Origin of the sequence: Kitasatospora sp. NPDC085464, assembly GCF_044541955.1 — a bacterium.
GTDB lineage: Bacteria > Actinomycetota > Actinomycetes > Streptomycetales > Streptomycetaceae > Kitasatospora.
Map to the genome: position 1 here is coordinate 28,673 of NZ_JBITTM010000040.1, position 15,160 is coordinate 43,832.

Annotated in this window: 14 protein-coding genes and 1 pseudogene; 5 read left to right on the forward strand and 10 right to left on the reverse strand. The window is 73.2% G+C overall.

The genetic code is table 11. The features are described from left to right. Window positions 1-38: 38 nt before the first annotated feature. The 5 genes from ACIGG8_RS30965 to ACIGG8_RS30985 all read right to left on the reverse strand — a co-directional run bounded on the left by ACIGG8_RS30965 (window position 39) and on the right by ACIGG8_RS30985 (window position 6,781). Window positions 39-1,847 (reverse strand): putative bifunctional diguanylate cyclase/phosphodiesterase, encoded by a 1,809-nt coding sequence (locus tag ACIGG8_RS30965; RefSeq protein ID WP_396552013.1) that lies wholly within the window; start codon window positions 1,845-1,847, stop codon window positions 39-41. Between the two features lie 321 nt (window positions 1,848-2,168). After that, the gene (gene ligA, locus ACIGG8_RS30970; RefSeq protein WP_396552014.1) at window positions 2,169-4,457 is read right to left on the reverse strand and encodes an NAD-dependent DNA ligase LigA; all 2,289 of its coding nucleotides are present in this window, start codon (window positions 4,455-4,457) and stop codon (window positions 2,169-2,171) included. Between the two features lie 19 nt (window positions 4,458-4,476). Further along, a complete protein-coding gene (locus tag ACIGG8_RS30975) occupies window positions 4,477-5,487 on the reverse strand; it encodes a methionine synthase (protein WP_350520185.1) in 1,011 nt (336 codons plus the stop codon). A 66-nt stretch (window positions 5,488-5,553) separates the two neighbouring features. Next, a complete protein-coding gene (locus ACIGG8_RS30980; RefSeq protein WP_396552015.1) occupies window positions 5,554-6,243 on the reverse strand; it encodes an SDR family oxidoreductase in 690 nt (229 codons plus the stop codon). Window positions 6,244-6,256: 13 nt separating this feature from the next. Then, window positions 6,257-6,781, reverse strand: coding sequence for a TIGR00730 family Rossman fold protein (locus tag ACIGG8_RS30985; protein ID WP_396552016.1), 525 nt, complete (start codon window positions 6,779-6,781; stop codon window positions 6,257-6,259). Window positions 6,782-6,863: 82 nt separating this feature from the next. Here ACIGG8_RS30985 and ACIGG8_RS30990 point away from each other — a divergent pair, with 82 nt between their 5' ends. Both ACIGG8_RS30990 and ACIGG8_RS30995 read left to right on the forward strand, forming a co-directional pair. After that, on the forward strand, window positions 6,864-7,799 hold the full coding sequence (locus tag ACIGG8_RS30990) for a class I SAM-dependent methyltransferase (RefSeq protein WP_396552017.1): 936 nt from the start codon (window positions 6,864-6,866) through the stop codon (window positions 7,797-7,799). After that, on the forward strand, window positions 7,796-8,308 hold the full coding sequence (locus ACIGG8_RS30995; RefSeq protein ID WP_396552018.1) for a hypothetical protein: 513 nt from the start codon (window positions 7,796-7,798) through the stop codon (window positions 8,306-8,308). Before ACIGG8_RS30990 ends, ACIGG8_RS30995 begins: the two co-directional genes overlap by 4 nt. Before the next feature lie 13 nt (window positions 8,309-8,321). Here the strand turns inward: ACIGG8_RS30995 and ACIGG8_RS31000 are convergent, their stop codons facing one another. Further along, window positions 8,322-8,879 (reverse strand): Uma2 family endonuclease, encoded by a 558-nt coding sequence (locus tag ACIGG8_RS31000; protein ID WP_396552019.1) that lies wholly within the window; start codon window positions 8,877-8,879, stop codon window positions 8,322-8,324. Then, on the reverse strand, window positions 8,876-9,889 hold the full coding sequence (locus tag ACIGG8_RS31005; RefSeq protein WP_396552020.1) for a GlxA family transcriptional regulator: 1,014 nt from the start codon (window positions 9,887-9,889) through the stop codon (window positions 8,876-8,878). Before ACIGG8_RS31005 ends, ACIGG8_RS31000 begins: the two co-directional genes overlap by 4 nt. 81 nt (window positions 9,890-9,970) lie before the next feature. On the opposite strand from ACIGG8_RS31005, the gene ACIGG8_RS31010 reads away from it, so the two are divergent. The 3 genes and pseudogenes from ACIGG8_RS31010 (at window position 9,971) to ACIGG8_RS31020 (ending at window position 11,222) form a co-directional block, all read left to right on the forward strand. Next, window positions 9,971-10,564, forward strand: coding sequence for an MBL fold metallo-hydrolase (locus ACIGG8_RS31010; protein ID WP_396552021.1), 594 nt, complete (start codon window positions 9,971-9,973; stop codon window positions 10,562-10,564). A 2-nt stretch (window positions 10,565-10,566) separates the two neighbouring features. Then, window positions 10,567-10,857, forward strand: a pseudogene (locus tag ACIGG8_RS31015) (type II toxin-antitoxin system RelE/ParE family toxin); the annotation flags it as partial. Next, the gene (locus ACIGG8_RS31020) at window positions 10,854-11,222 is read left to right on the forward strand and encodes a helix-turn-helix domain-containing protein (protein ID WP_396552022.1); all 369 of its coding nucleotides are present in this window, start codon (window positions 10,854-10,856) and stop codon (window positions 11,220-11,222) included. The pseudogene ACIGG8_RS31015 and the gene ACIGG8_RS31020, both read left to right, overlap by 4 nt. Before the next feature lie 218 nt (window positions 11,223-11,440). Here ACIGG8_RS31020 and ACIGG8_RS31025 read toward each other — a convergent pair whose 3' ends face one another. The 3 genes from ACIGG8_RS31025 to ACIGG8_RS31035 all read right to left on the reverse strand — a co-directional run bounded on the left by ACIGG8_RS31025 (window position 11,441) and on the right by ACIGG8_RS31035 (window position 15,120). Next, window positions 11,441-12,631, reverse strand: a complete 1,191-nt coding sequence (locus ACIGG8_RS31025) for an alpha/beta hydrolase family protein (RefSeq protein ID WP_396552023.1) — start codon at window positions 12,629-12,631, stop codon at window positions 11,441-11,443. Window positions 12,632-12,752: 121 nt separating this feature from the next. Next, complete coding sequence (gene mnmA / locus ACIGG8_RS31030; RefSeq protein ID WP_350520198.1) at window positions 12,753-13,889, reverse strand: tRNA 2-thiouridine(34) synthase MnmA; 1,137 nt, start codon at window positions 13,887-13,889, stop codon at window positions 12,753-12,755. Window positions 13,890-13,938: 49 nt separating this feature from the next. Next, window positions 13,939-15,120 (reverse strand): cysteine desulfurase family protein, encoded by a 1,182-nt coding sequence (locus ACIGG8_RS31035; RefSeq protein WP_396552024.1) that lies wholly within the window; start codon window positions 15,118-15,120, stop codon window positions 13,939-13,941. Between the last annotated feature and the right edge of the window lie 40 nt (window positions 15,121-15,160).

Consider the following 15,160-nt stretch of genomic DNA (forward strand, 5'->3'; position numbering starts at 1 on the left):
TCGATCACCGCGCGAGCACCGCGTCGATCACCGTGCGATCACTGCGGCCGGAAGCGGGCCCAACTCTGCGTGCCCGGCGCGTTGATCTCCATCTGTGCGGCCTGGACGGCCTGGACCACCGGCGGCAGCACCGGGGGCAGGACGGGCGGGAGCGTCGGCGGCAGCACCGGCGGGATGGCCGGCTGGACGATCGGCTTGCCCTGGACCGGCTTGCCGCCCTGGAGCGGCTGCAGGCCGGCCCGCAGCTGGGGCGGCGCGCCGAGCCGTTCCACCGGCGGGGCGCCGGTCCGGTGCACCCGCAGCCAGGCGGTGGCCTGCTCGGCCGGCAGCGCCGCCGACACCAGCCAGCCCTGGACGGCGTCCACGCCCATGCAGTGCAGCCGCTCCCAGGTCTCGTCGTCCTCGACGCCCTCGGCGACCACGGTCAGGCCCAGCGAGTGGGCGAGCTCCACCGAGCAGCGGACCACCGCCGCGTCGTGGTCGTCGGCGACCATCCGGGAGACGAAGGAGCGGTCGATCTTCAGCTCACCGACCGGCAGGCTGCGCAGCCGCACCAGCGAGGAGTGCCCGGTGCCGAAGTCGTCGAGGGACATCCCGACGCCGTAGCCGCGCAGCTCGGCGAGGGTGTCGGCGGCCCGCCGGGAGTCGTCCAGCAGCAGCCGCTCGGTGATCTCCAGCTGGAGCGCGTGGGCCGGCACCTGGTGGCGCACGAGGTGGCCGGCGACGCGCTGGGCGAAGCCGGGGTTGAGCACGTCGCGCGGCGAGACGTTCACCGCGACCTGCACCTGCAGGCCCATGTCGCGCCAGTAGGCGAGCTGGCCGACGGCCGCCTCCAGCACGTAGTCGGTGAGCCGGGGCATCAAGCCGCTGGACTCGGCGAGCCCGACGAACTCGTCCGGCGAGACCCGGCCCTGGCCGGGGCGCTCCCAGCGCAGCAGCGCCTCCAGGCCGACCACCCGGCCGTCGAAGGCCACCTTGGGCTGGTAGTGCAGCTGCACCTCGCCGGTCTCCAGGGCCCGCCGCAGGTCCCCCAGCAGCCCGATCCGGTACGGGGTGTCGGCGTCCTGGGTCTCGTCGTATTGGGCGACGCCGCTGCAGCCGCGCTGGGCGTGGCCCATCGCGACGTCGGCGCGGCGCAGCAGGGACTCGGCGTCCTGGGCGTGCTGCGGGTAGACGCAGACGCCGGCGCTGGCCTCCAGGACGAGCAGCAGCCCGTCCAGCCGGATCGGGGCGGCCAGTTCGGCGATCAGCGCCTTGGCGACCCGCTCCAGGCTGTCCGGGCAGTTGATGCCGGGCAGCAGGACGGCGAACTCGTCGCCGCCCATCCGCGCCACCATCGGGCGGCCGCGCCGGTAGTGCCGGGGCAGCCCGGCGAAGACGTCGTCGATGGACTCCCGGGTGGCGCTGCCGGCCGGGCCGCCGGAGCGCAGTGCGCGGTGCAGTCGGCGGGAGATGTGAACCAGCAACCGGTCACCGGCCGTATGACCGAGTGTGTCATTGAGTGATCGGAAGCGGTCGAGGTCAAGCAGGATGAGACCGACGCTGTACCCCTGGTCGCACTCCGCGATCGCCTCCTGGGCGGCCAGCAGTAAGGCCTGACGGTTGGGCAGGTCCGTCAGCGGGTCGGTCAGTTGGTCACGGGCGCGGTCCCTGGCGATCCGCCAGGCCGCCACCAGCACGGCCAGGGGCACCGCGAACAGCGGCAGCAGTTCGGGTTCGTACCGGTAGACCAGGACGGCCAGCGGGATGAGCGGCGCAGCACCGGCCAGCAGCACGCCGAGCAGCAGGACCGCACCCGCCACCCCCTGCGGCGGGCGTGTGGGCGCACCGCCGGTCGTACGATCCATAAGCCCTGTCCTCCGTCGGGCCCGCCCCGTCAGGCCGCCTTACGGTGAGGCACCGTGCCGGTACCGACAGCTGCCGGGCATGGAGCGACCCCGCGGAGCACCGGCCCAGCCGGTGCCCCCACCCCTGCTGACACTCTGTTGCGCACCAGGGTATGCCTGGGCCCACCCGGTGGGCAGACTTTCGGACAACCGGAAACGCGCCACCGCGCACGAGTGTCACACAGTGACACAATGCCCGCTTTCACTGCACGTACCCGGTGACGTTGCATCAGGACGATAACAACACGGATCCGACCGACCGCCGCTCGGGTCGGCTCCGGGTCAGTCCCCGGCGGGCGCCTGCTCCGGCTCGGCGGCCTCCTCCGGCTCCGGAAGTCCCAGGTGGGCGCGGGCGGCGGCCGGTCCGTCGGCCAGCAGGACGGCGAAGCCCGCGTCGTCCAGGACGGGCAGTCCGAGCTGAACGGCCTTGTCGTACTTGGATCCCGGGTTGTCACCGGCGACCACAAAATCGGTCTTCTTCGAAACCGAACCGGTCACCTTCGCTCCGCGCGAGGTCAGCGCCTCCTTGGCGCCGTCCCGGGTGTGGCCGGCGAGCGTGCCGGTCACCACGACGGTCAGGCCCTCCAGCGGGCGCTCCGCCTCCTCCTCGTCCGCGAACTCCTCGGTGAAGCGCACCCCGGCGGCGCGCCACTTCTCCAGGATCTCCCGGTGCCAGTCCTCCTGGAACCACTCCACCACGGACCGGGCGATGATCGGCCCGACGCCCTCCACCGCGGCCAGCTCCTCCTCGGTGGCCGAGAAGATCCGGTCCAGGTCGCGGAACTCCCGCGCCAGCTCCTGCGCCGCGACCGGCCCCACGTGCCGGATCGACAGACCGTTGAGGAACCGCCAGAGCGGGCGGTCCTTCACCTTCTCCAGGTTCTCCAGCAGGACTCCGGCGGTCTTCTTGGGCTCGCCCTTCTGGTTGGCGAAGAAGGTGGCCTTCTTCTCCTTGCCGGTGCGGTCGTCCAGCTTGGGCATGCCGGTCTTCTGGTCGCGCACCAGCACCTGCAGCGGCAGCAGCTGCTCCATCGTCAGCCCGAAGACGTCCCCCTCGTCCTTCACCGGCGCCTCGGCCGGCTCCAGCGGCTGGGTCAGCGCGGTGGCCGCGACGTAGCCGAGGCCCTCGACGTCCAGGCTCGACCTCCCGCCGAGGAAGGCGATCCGCTCGCGGATCTGGGCCGGGCAGAACTGGGCGTTGGGGCACCGCAGATCGATGTCGCCCTCGGTCATCGGGCGCAGCTCGGCCCCGCACTCGTGGCAGTGCGAGGGCATCACGAACTCCCGCTCGGTGCCGTCCCGCAGGCTCTCCACCGGGCCGAGGATCTCCGGGATGACGTCGCCGGCCTTGCGCAGCACGATGGTGTCGCCCAGCAGCACGCCCTTGGCCTTGACGACCTCCTGGTTGTGCAGCGTCGCGTACTGCACCATCGAGCCGGCCACCTTCACCGGCTCGGCCAGCACCGCGTACGGGGTGGCCCGGCCGGTGCGGCCGATGCCGACCCTGATCTCGGCGAGCTTGCCGGTGACCTCCTCCGGCGGGTACTTCCAGGCGATCGCCCAGCGCGGGGACTTGGAGGTGGCGCCGAGCCTGCCCTGCAGGGCGATCTCGTCCACCTTCACGACCACGCCGTCGATCTCGTGCTCGACCGAGTGCCGCTGCTCGCCGAAGTGCTCGATGAACGCCCGCACCTCGTCGAGCGTCCCCACCACCTCGTTGTGCCGGGCGGTGGGCAGGCCCCAGTCGTGCAGCAGCCGGTAGGCGTGCGACTGGTTGTCGATGTCGAAGCCGACCCGGGCGCCGATGCCGTGCACCACCATGTGCAGCGGGCGCGAGGCGGTGACCAGCGGGTCCTTCTGGCGTAGCGAACCGGCGGCGGCGTTGCGCGGGTTCATGAACAGCCGGATCATCGCCCGGGGCCGCTTGCCCTCCTTGGCGCGCTCCTCGTTCTCCGCGCGGCGGCGCTCGTTCTCCGCCACGAAGGAGGCGTTGAGCGCCTCGAAGGCCTCGGTGGGGAAGTAGACCTCGCCGCGGATCTCCACCAGCTCGGGGACGTTCTCGCCCTTGAGCCGGTGCGGGATCTCCTTGATGGTGCGGACGTTGGCGGTGATGTCCTCGCCCACCCGGCCGTCGCCGCGCGTCGCCGCCTGCACCAACTGGCCGTTCTCGTAGGTGAGGTTGACGGCCAGGCCGTCCACCTTGAGCTCGCACAGGTAGTGGTACTCGATGCCGGCCAGCTCGCCGGCGACGCGCTCGGCCCAGGCGGCGAGCTCGTCGTCGTCCATCGCGTTGTCGAGGCTGAGGAGGCGCTCGCGGTGCTCGACCTCGGCGAACAGCTCCGTCGGGGCGCCGCCGACCTTCTGCGTCGGGGAGTCCGGGGTGACCAGGGCCGGGTGCTCGGCCTCCAGCGCCTCCAACTCGCGCATCAGGGCGTCGAACTCGGAGTCGCTGACGACCGGGGCGTCCTGCTCGTAGTAGCGGGCGCGGTGGTCGGTGATCTCCTGCGCCAGCTCGGCGTGCCGCCGGCGCACCTCCGCCGGGACGTCCTCCCAGCCCTCGACAGCCGTCACCGCAAGCCCTCCTACGTTCTCATTCCGGGTTGTCCACCAGGCTCTGCGCCGCCCGTACGCTCTGGGACAGCGCCCTGCGCGCGTACGCCGGGGAGGCCCCGGCCAGCCCGCAGGTCGGCGTCACCAGCACGCGGCGGCCCAGCAGCTCCGGGGCGAACCCGAGCCTGCGCCACAAGGTCCTGACACCCTGGACACTACCGGCCGGGTCCGACACCGCCTGGTCAGTGGAGGGGACGACACCGGCGAGGATCGTCGTGCCCGCCTCCACCGCCTCGCCCAGGTCGTCGTCCGAGCGCTCGGTGAGGAGGGAGAAGTCGAGGGAGATCCCGGCGACTCCGGCGCGGCGCAGCAACGGGACCGGGACGTCCGGCGCGCAGCTGTGCACGACGACCGGCGCGTCCAGACCGCGGATCGTCTCGCGCAGCACCTCCTCGGCGACCTGCCGGTCGACGGCGCGCAGCCGCTGGAAACCGCTGGCGGTCCGCACCGCCCCGGCCAGCACGGCGGGCAGCGAGGGCTCGTCGAGCTGGAGCACGACCTCCGCGCCCGGGATCCGCCTGCGGACGTCGGCGAGGTGGCGGCGCAGGCCCTCGGTGAGCGAACCGGCGATGTCCCGGCAGGCGCCGTGGTCGGCGAGCGCCTTCTCGCCGTGCTTCAGCTCGATGCTCGCCGCCAGCGTCCACGGGCCGACGGCCTGCACCTTGAGCGCGCCCTCGTACCCCTGGGTGAACTCCTCCAGGGCGTCCAGGTCCTCGCCGAGCCAGGAGTGGGCGCGCCGGGTGTCCCGGCCCGGACGGTCGGTGAACCGCCAGCCGCTGGGCTCGGTCTGCGCGAACAGCTCGACCAGGAAGCCGGCGCCGCGGCCGATCATGTCGGCGCCCGGGCCGCGCGCGGGCAGCTCGGGCAGGAACGGCAGGTGTTCCAGCGCCCCGGTGGAGGTCTTGGCGGCCTCCCGGGCGTCGGTGCCGGGCAGCGAGCCGACGCCGGTGGCGGCGCCGCGCAGGTCGGGGAAGGGGTGATCGGTGCTCACCCCACCGAGCCTAGTGCGCGGCGCCGGGACCTCGTTCCGGTGGGCCCCGGCGCCCCCGGGCGTTCCTCAGCGTCCCGGGCGGACGCTGATGTCGGTGATCTCCGCGTCCCGGGAGGCGTCCAGCGCGGCCAGCACCGCCTTGGCGACGGACTCGGGCTCGATCCAGCGGGCGGCGTCGTACTCCCTGCCCTCCTGCTGGTGCACCTTGACCTGCATCGCGGTCGCCGTACGGCCGGGGTAGACCGAGGTGACCCGCACGCCGCCCGCGTGCTCCTCCTGGCGCAGCGAGTCGGCGAGCGCCTTCAGGCCGTGCTTGCTCGCCGCGTAAGCCGACCACTCGGCGTGGGCGTTGAGGCCGGCGCCGGAGTTGACGAAGACCACGTGGCCCTTGGCGAGCCGGAGCGAGGGCAGCAGGAGGCGGGTCAGCTCGGCGGGGGCGACCAGGTTGACGTTCAGCGTCTCCTGCCACGCCTTGACCGGCAGTTCACCGACCGTGCCCAGCTCGACCACGCCCGCCACGTGCAGCACGGAGTCGAGGGTGACGGGCAGCTGCTGGTGCCCGAAGGCCCAGGACAGCTTGGCCGGATCGCCGAGGTCCCCGACGAGGGTGCGGGCGCCCGGGAAGCGCTCCCGCAGCTCCGCCGCCCGGCGGGCGTCGCGGGCCAGCAGCCAGAGGTCGTCGCCGCGCTCGGCGAGCTTCCCGGCGAGGACGGCGCCGATGCCGGAGCCGGCGCCGGTGATCAGATGTGCAGCCATGGGTCCGATCCTCTCAGGCCTTCAGCTGCACAAACACCTCGGCGGGCGTGTCGGCGAAGGTGACCAGCTCGGTGAGCGGCCGGGGCAGGAAGCCCTCGGTGTCCATCCGCTCCAGCTGGGTCCGCAGGCCCGAGTAGAAGCCCTCGGTGTCCAGGACGACGACCGGCTTGTCGAACATCCCGTGCTTCTTGAGCTCCAGCACCTCGGTGACCTCGTCCAGCGTGCCCAGGCCGCCGACGAGCACCACGATCGCGTCCGCGCGGGCCGCCAGCTCCGCCTTCCGCTCGGCCAGGTCGGCCGTCATGACCAGCTCGTCGGCGCCGACGTAGCCCTTGTGCTGCAGCATCTCGACCATGACGCCGACCAGCGTGCCGCCGGCCGCCTTCACCCCGTCGGCGAGCAGGCCCATCAGCCCGGCGTTCGAGCCGCCCCACACCAGGGTGTGCCCGCCCTCCCCCAGGAGCCGCGCGAACTCGGCGGCGGGGGCGGCGTAGCGGTCGTCGAGCGAGTACGCGGAGCAGAAGACAGTGATGTTCATAGTGCCCACTGGTCTATCACGCCTCCTCTCCCCCACTCACCGGCATTACGCCCGGTGACCGGTTGCCCCTAAGGTGCTGCGCGTGCGCCAACTGGAGATATCGGACCTGATCACGGCCGTGGACCCGCGCGACGGCCGCCGGCTCCCGGTCGCCCGCGACGAGGTCGTCCGGCAGCTGCGGGAGGGCGGGGACGAACCGGCCGCCCGGATCGTCGCCGGGCTGCCCGCCGACCGCGACGGCGTGCTCGACCCCGACGCCGTCGACCGGCTGCTCGTCGGCGTGCACACCGAACTCCAGCGGCTCAGCGAGGAACTGAGCATCGGCGACCGCCTCGTCCACCTGCTCGGCCCGCTGTTCACCGCGATCCGGGCCGGTGGCGGAGGCCCCGGGCCGTACCGCCTGGTCGACATCGGCTGCGGCCTCGGCTACCTGGTCCGCTGGCTCGCCGCGACCGGCGCCCTCGGCCCCGACGTCGAACTCGTCGGCGTCGACCTGAACGCCGCACTCGTCGGCGAGGCCGACCGGCTCGCCCGCGCGGAAGGGCTCGACTGCCGCTTCGTCCACGGCAACGCCTTCGAACTGCCGGAAGCCGCCACGGTCTACGTCTCCACCGGAGTGCTCCACCACTTCGGCGCGGACACCCTCGGGGAGTTCTTCCGGGCCCAGGCGGCGTCGCCCGCGCTCGCCTTCTGCCACTTCGACATCGCCGCGACCGGCCTGGCGCCCATCGGCGCCTGGGTCTTCCACCGCGCCCGGATGCGCCACCCCCTCGGCCGCCACGACGGCGTCGTCTCCGCGATGCGGGCGCACCCCGACGAGGTGCTGCTGCGGGTGGCAGCGGTGCCCGGCATGCGGGCGCTGGTGTACGAGCCGCGCGGGCTTTCCAACCCGTTCTGCACCACCCTGCGGCCGGTGATCGGGGTGCGCCCGCAGTTGGAGGAGCCGCTGCGGCAGGCCCTCGGACGGCGCGCCCGACGGCTGGTCGGGACCGAGCACCTGGTCGGGGCCGCCCGATGACGCTCGCCGCCGCCCTCCTGCTGCTGGGCCTGGTCGACTCGGCCTTCAGCGGCTTCCGCGCCTACGCCGGACGCGACGCCCGCATCCGCAAGCACCGGCGCAACCTCCGGGCCGCCGGGCGGGGGTTCGCGGTCGGGGCCGTCCTGCTGACCGCCCCGGCGGTGGTCGCCGGCCTCCTGCTGGTGACGGCCGCCGACCGGGCGCGGACGTACGCCGACCTGACCGCCGGCGCTCTCGGCTACCTGCTCCCGCTGGCCGTCTACGCGGTGGCGGTACTGCTGTCGCTGGCGGCCTACTTCACGCTGCCGTTCCGCGCCGGCACCCTGGCGATGGTCATCGGCCTCGGCCCGCTGACGCTGCTGCGGCCGCTCGCCGTTGCGGCGGGCTGCCTCGGCGCGGTCCTCGACGGCGGCGGCGCATCGGCGCTGCTGGTCGGCACGGTCGCGGGAGCGGCGGTCCTGTGCGTCGAACCCCTGGTGCACCGCCGCTGGTACCGCGAGGTGCAGTAGCCCGGCTCGGGGCTCAGTCCTTGTACGGAACGAGCTTCGACAGGCTCAGCGTGAAGCCGAAGGGCTCCGGAATGCCGATCGCGTCGCCGAACTTCCGGTCGCTGCGGGTGTGGTACCGGTCGTGGTTCGGATCGGAGAACAGCGTCACCGTCTGCTGGCGCGGGTCCACGATGAGGTAGAGCGGGATGCGCATCACGGCGTAGTCGTGCAGTTTGTCCATCCGGTCGTTGCCCGGGTTTGACGGCGAGACGACCTCCACCGCAATCAGGGCTTCCGCGGCCGGAGCCTGGTTACCCGCCTCGGAGAGCACCTCCACCGGCAGGTACGTCAGGTCCGGCTCGCGTCCCTTGGAGACGTCCGGGCTGACGATCTGGCTCCGCTCGCTGGGGAGGTAGCCGTCAGGAGCGTGCTGCTCGAACTGCCGGCGCATCTGGGCCAGGTTGAGCTGGTGGATGCCGGACGGCGGCGCCTGCATGATCAGTGTGTCTCCGGACCACTCGATCCGGACGCCTTTCGGGGCGATCCGCTCCAACTCCTCGATGAAGTCGCGGTGCTGCTCGTAGAAGCTCATGTTGCCCTCCCCGGGAGGTGTGCCTCGGGAACCGTAGCCGCCGGACTCGTCACCCGGGTGAAGGCCCGGCGGTAGGTGCGGGGCGGGACTCCGCGGCGGCGGACGAACTGTTCGCGCAGGACGGCCGCGCTGCCGTAGCCGACCCGGCGGGCGATCTCCTCGACCGGCAGGTCGGTCGTCTCCAGGAGTTCCTCGGCGCCGCTCAGCCGCAGGTCCCGCAGCCAGGCGTGCGGGGTGGTGCCGGTGGCCGCGGCGAAGCGGCGGAGGAAGGAGCGTTTGCTCATCATCGCCCGCTGCGCCAACTCCGCGACCGGCAGCGGCTCGTGGAGGTGCTCGCGGGCCCAGGCCAGCACCTCGGCGAGGCGCTCGTCCTGGCCGTCCTCGGGGACGGGCACGGCCAGGTACTGGGCCTGCCCGCCGTCGCGGTGGGAAGGCAGCACCATGTCCCGGGCGATGTGGTTGGCCAGGGCCGTTCCGTGCTCCCGCCTGATCAGGTGCAGGCACAGGTCGAAGCCCGCGGCGGCTCCCGCTCCCGTGGTGATCCGCCCCTCGTCGAGGTAGAGCGCGTCGGGTTCGACGGTGACGTCCGGGTGGGTGCGGGCCAGCAAGCCGGCGAACCGCCAGTGCGTGGTGGCCCGGCGGCCGGCGAGCAGACCGGCGGCGGCGAGCGCGAACGTGCCGACGCAGTGGGCGGCGACCAGCGCACCGCGCTCGTGCGCGGCCGACAGCGCGTCGAGCACGGCGGGCGGGGGCGGCGTACGGAATCCGGCGCCGGGCAGGGCGAGCACGAGATCGGCGGCGGCCAGCCGGTCCAGGCCGTGCTCGACGGCGATCGGCACGCCCAGGTCGGTCGGGACGCTTCCCGTCCGGTCCGCGCAGAGGGCGAAGTCGAAGCCCGGCGCCGCCTCCCCGTGCGGGCCGAACACCTCGGCGACGATGCCGACGGCCAGCATGCCGACGCCGGGCGGGACGTACGCGGCGACGGTCGTGAAGGGAGCCGTGGATGCCATCCGCGGATGATGGCACATTTCCTGCGATCAGTGGCATCCGTGCCACTCGTCGGGGGCGGGCCCGTCCGAAAGGATCGGGGCATGAACGACGCACCGCTCGGCCGCAGCGCCCAGTACCAGGTCCTGACCACCGGCTACGTCGGCTCCACCGGCCCCGGGGTCGCCGCCACCGTCTCCTACGTCGCGGACGCGGGACGGCACGTGATCTTCGACCCGGGCATGGTCGCCGCCCACGACGACATCCTCGCCCCGCTCGCCGAGTTGGGGCTCGGCCCGGACGACATCACCGATGTCGTGCTCAGTCACCACCACCCGGACAACACCATGAACGTCGGCCTGTTCGGGAAGGCCCGGGTCCACGACCACAAGGTCGAGTACCAGGGCCACCACTGGACCAACCGCGACGCCGAAGGCTACGAACTCACCCCCTCCCTGCGCCTCATCCGCACCCCCGGCCACAGCCACGAGGACATCACCCTGCTGGCGGGAACGGACGCGGGCGTCGTCGCCTTCGCCGGCGACCTGTGGTGGCACCGGAACGGCCCGGCCGACGACCCGGTCGCCCCCGACCGCGAGGTCCTGCGGGCCTCCCGCCGCCGGGTGCTCGCGGCGGCCGACGTGATCGTCCCCGGCCACGGCGCCCCGTTCACCGCCGACGACAACCCGCCCCTGTAGCTGAGCGGGCGGCCGACATGCTCGCGGCCCACCCAACCACGCTCGGGGAGCCGTACACCCGCCACCTCGGGGGCAAACTGCGCGAGCTGCGCTTCACCATGGACGGCAACGCCGTACGCATCACATACTGGCTCACCCCCGAGCGGCGAATCGTGTTGCTGACGGTGTTCCGCAAGACCAGGCAGCGCGAGACGGCCGAGGTCGAGCGCGCCCACCAGGCACAGAAGGCATGCGAGGCGGACCATGGTCCCGCCGAGCACAGCTATGACCGGATCAAGGAGGAAAGCCTGTGAACCACTCGCAGTGGAAGACCCGCCGGACCAAGAGGCTCCTCGGAGAGTCGGTCGAGGAGTCCCCGGCCTACTTGGAAGCCGGATACGCGTTTGCACTTGGCCAGGCCGTATACGACCGCCGCACTGAACTTGGCTTCTCTCAGGCTGAGTTGGCGCGGCGCGCAGGAATGACCCAGCCGCAGCTCTCCAACATCGAGGGCGGCGACGCCGCGCCCACCCTGCCGCTGCTCACCCGCCTGGCCAAGGCCCTGGATGCATCACTGACCATCGACTTGGACGGCGACACCTCGGCATTCGTGTTCACCCCGCACCGCGCCCCCGAGCCCGACCAGGCACGTGCGGACGGACGCTCCTCAGCGGCCTGACCCGGACCGCCCCCGCAGGCTGTGGGACGAGGCCGCGGCCGCGTACCAGTGGTGGTCCGGCCAGGGCCGCCCCGGCCATGACCGGTTCGGCCTGACCGTCACCCCTGACGGCCAGTACGTCTGGCTGGACTCCCCCGACCACCCCGTCCCACAGCGCTGATCGGGCCCGGCCGTCCGCACCGGACGGCCGGGCCCCGAGTGACCCGCGCGGGCACCGCTCACGGGTGCTGGAACAGCACCTCCGGGTTGGCCGCCGACGGGCCGTCGAGCAGGGGCGGGTGGAGGCCCTTCAGGGTGCGGTCGAGGAAGGCTCCGACGTACTCCCGGGTCAGCTGCATGCCGCGCTCGGGCGACGTGGTCGTGTCCGGAGGCATCGGCAGGCCGATCCCTGCGGCCAGCACCGGGATGTCCGTGAAGCTCGCGTGGTTGGTGCCCGTGACGGCCAGCCAGGGCTTGTAGCCCTTCCAGCCGGCCCAGGCCTGCCCCCAGGACGGGTCCCCGCCGTCGGCGGTGTGGTTGCTCTGCTTGCCGAGCAGCAGGAACGAGCGTCCGGCCAGCGTGTCGGCCGGGACGGGCGGGAAGAACGATCCGTCCATGTTCACCCCGGCCCGGATCCGCCGGTCCTCGGCCATCGCCGTCAGCGCCGACGCGCCGCCGATGGAGTGCCCGGCCATGCCGATGCGGTCGCGGTCGATCAGGTGCGACAGGCGCCAGGCGGGGTCGTGCCCGGTCAGCCGGTCCAGGACGAACGAGACGTCCTTCGCCCGGCTGTCGGGGAGGGTGTCCGGGGCGCCGCTGTCGCACAGCGCGCAGCCCGGGGTGGTGCCGTCGGCGAGCGTCTCGCCGGAGTCCTCGTAGGTGTGGCCGACCAGGGCCACGACGTAGCCGTGGGAGGCCAGGTCGGTGGCCAGGCCGGTCAGCGTGGCACGGGGGTTCTCGAAGCCCGGGGAGAGGACGACCAGCGGGTACTTCCCGCCGGCGGCCTTCGCCCCGGTGGAGGCGTGGGTCACGGTGTCCGCGAGGTCCTGCGGCCGGAGTCCGGTGCCCGGCGGGACCCGCGTCGCCACGAAGCCCTGGGCCTCGCCGAGGGTCATGTAGGGAGCGGGGACGCCGGTGCCCTGCCGGGCGGGGTAGAACATCGACACCGCCACCTGCCGCGGGCCTGCCGAGGGCACCCACGGGTCGGTGCGGCCCTGGTCGGTCAGGTGCAGCACCTCCTCGCCGACCGCGTACGGCCCGGTGGGGCGCGGCAGTTCACCGTGGAAGGCGGCCGGGGTCACCGCGCCGGGCGCAGCAGCGGACAACGACGAAGACGGCGACGACGGCGAGGCCATGGCGGCCCCGGCCGTCGGGAGGGGCAGGGCGAGGAGGAGGGCCGCGAGGGCCGCGATGCGGCGGGATCGGTTCATGACCGCGAGACTAGGTTCGCGGCCGGGGCCCTCGAATCAGCCCGGTTGATGCAATCCCGGGCCGTGGTCATCCGGAGGATCCAGCGGCGTCATCCCCGTGGATGACGCCGCGCCGTCCGCTTCAGGCGTTGACGGCCGGGCGTTCGGTGGTGGCGATCGTCGCGGAGCCGACGACCCGGGTGCCGTCGTACAGCACCACCGCCTGGCCGGGCGCGATGCCCCGGACCGGGGTGTCCAGCCGGACGCGCAGCTCACCGTCGACCACCGAGGCGGAGACCGGCACCTCTTCGCCGTGGGCGCGCAGCTGGGCGGTGTAACGGCCGTCCGCCAGCGGCTCGGTGCCGCACCAGCGGGGGCGGATGGCGGTCAGCCCGGTCACGTCGAGGCCCTCGACCGGGCCGACCGTCACGGTGTTGTTCACCGGCGAGATGTCCAGCACGTACCGGGGCTTGCCGTCCGCCGCCGGGCGGCCGATCCGCAGGCCCTTGCGCTGGCCGATGGTGAAGCCGTACGCGCCGTCGTGCTCGCCGAGCTTGGTGCCGTCGACGTCGAGGATGTCGCCGGTCGCCGTGCCGAGGTGCTTGGCCAGGAAGCCCTGGGTGTCGCCGTCCGCGATGAAGCAGATGTCGTGACTGTCGGGCTTCTTCGCGACCGCCAGGCCCCGGCGCTCGGCCTCCTCGCGGATGGCGTCCTTGGTGGTGTCGCCGAGCGGGAAGAGCGAGTGGGCGAGCTGGTCGGCGTCGAGCACACCGAGCACGTACGACTGGTCCTTGGCGCCGTCGACGGCGCGGTGCAGCTCGCGGGAGCCGTCCGGGAGGTCGACGATGCGGGCGTAGTGGCCGGTGCAGACGGCGTCGAAGCCGAGCGCGATCGCCTTGTCCAGCAGCGCGGCGAACTTGATCTTCTCGTTGCAGCGCAGGCACGGGTTGGGCGTGCGGCCGGCGGCGTACTCGGCGACGAAGTCGTCGATGACGTCCTCGCGGAAGCGCTCGGCGAGGTCCCACACGTAGAAGGGGATGCCGATCACGTCGGCGGCCCGCCAGGCGTCCCGGGAGTCCTCGATGGTGCAGCAGCCGCGGGCCCCGGTCCGGAAGGACTGCGGGTTGGCGGACAGCGCCAGGTGGACGCCGGTCACCTCGTGCCCCGCTTCGACGGCGCGGGCGGCGGCGACGGCGGAGTCGACTCCGCCGGACATCGCCGCGAGCACGCGCAGACGGCCGGTGGACGGAGTGGTCGGGGCACCCGGGAAGTCAGTCATGGTGACTACAAGAGTACGTGGCCGCCGAACATGCCCGCCCCGGTGATTCCTACCGCCGCACCGACGCCAGCCCGGCGTTGCGCGCCCGCTGGACGACCGGCCCGATGGCCTCCGCGAGCGCCGTGACGTCCTCCGGCACCGAGGTGTGCCCGAGCGAGAACCGCAGCGACGCACGCGCCAGCAGCGGATCGACGCCCATGGCGAGCAGGACGTGGCTGGGCTGCGGCACCCCGGCGGTGCACGCGGAGCCGGTCGAGCACTCGATGCCGGCCGCGTCGAGCAGCATCAGCAGTGCGTCGCCCTCGCAGCCGGGGAAGGAGAAGTGGGCGTTGGCGGGCAGCCGGCCGCCGGGCTCCGGGTCGCCGTTGAGCACCGCGTCGGGCACCGCGGCCAGCACCGCCGAGACCAGTGAGTCCCGGAGCCCGCCGAGCAGCACCGCCTGCTCTTCCCGGTGCGCGACGGCCCACGCCGCGGCGGCCGCGAAGCCGGCGGCGCCGGGGGCGTCCAGGGTGCCGGAGCGGACGTCGCGTTCCTGTCCGCCGCCGTGCAGCAGCGGTACGGGCTTGGCGCCGCGGGAGAGCAGCAGCGCGCCGATGCCGAACGGGCCGCCGATCTTGTGGCCGGTGACGGTGAGTGCGGTGAGCCCCGACTCGGCGAAGGAGACCGGGAGCTGACCGAGTGCCTGCACCGCGTCGGCGTGCATCGGGATGCCGTACTCGGTCGCGACGGCGGCGAGTTCGCGCACCGGCTGGACGGTGCCGACCTCGTTGTTGGCCCACATCACGGTGACCAGCGCCACGGACGCCGGGTCCCGCTCGATCGCGGCGCGCAGCGCCTCCGGGTGCACCCGCCCGTACGGGTCCACCGGCAGGTACTCGACGGACGCGCCCTCGTGCTCGGAGAGCCAGTGCACCGCGTCCAGCACCGCGTGGTGCTCGACGGGGCTGCTCAGCACCCGGGTGCGGGCCGGGTCGGCGTCCCGGCGGGCCCAGTAGAGGCCCTTGACCGCCAGGTTGTCCGACTCGGTGCCGCCGCCGGTGAAGACGATCTCGCTCGGCCGGGCGCCCAGCGACTCGGCCAGCGACTCGCGGGACTCCTCGACCACCCGGCGGGCCCGGCGGCCGGCCGCGTGCAGGGCCGAGGCGTTGCCGACCACCCCCAGGTGCGCCGTCATCGCGGCGATCGCCTCGGGCAGCATCGGCGTGGTCGCCGCATGGTCCAGGTATGGCATAACCATCCGATTGTAGAGGGCCGCACCGCGCAGCCCTCCA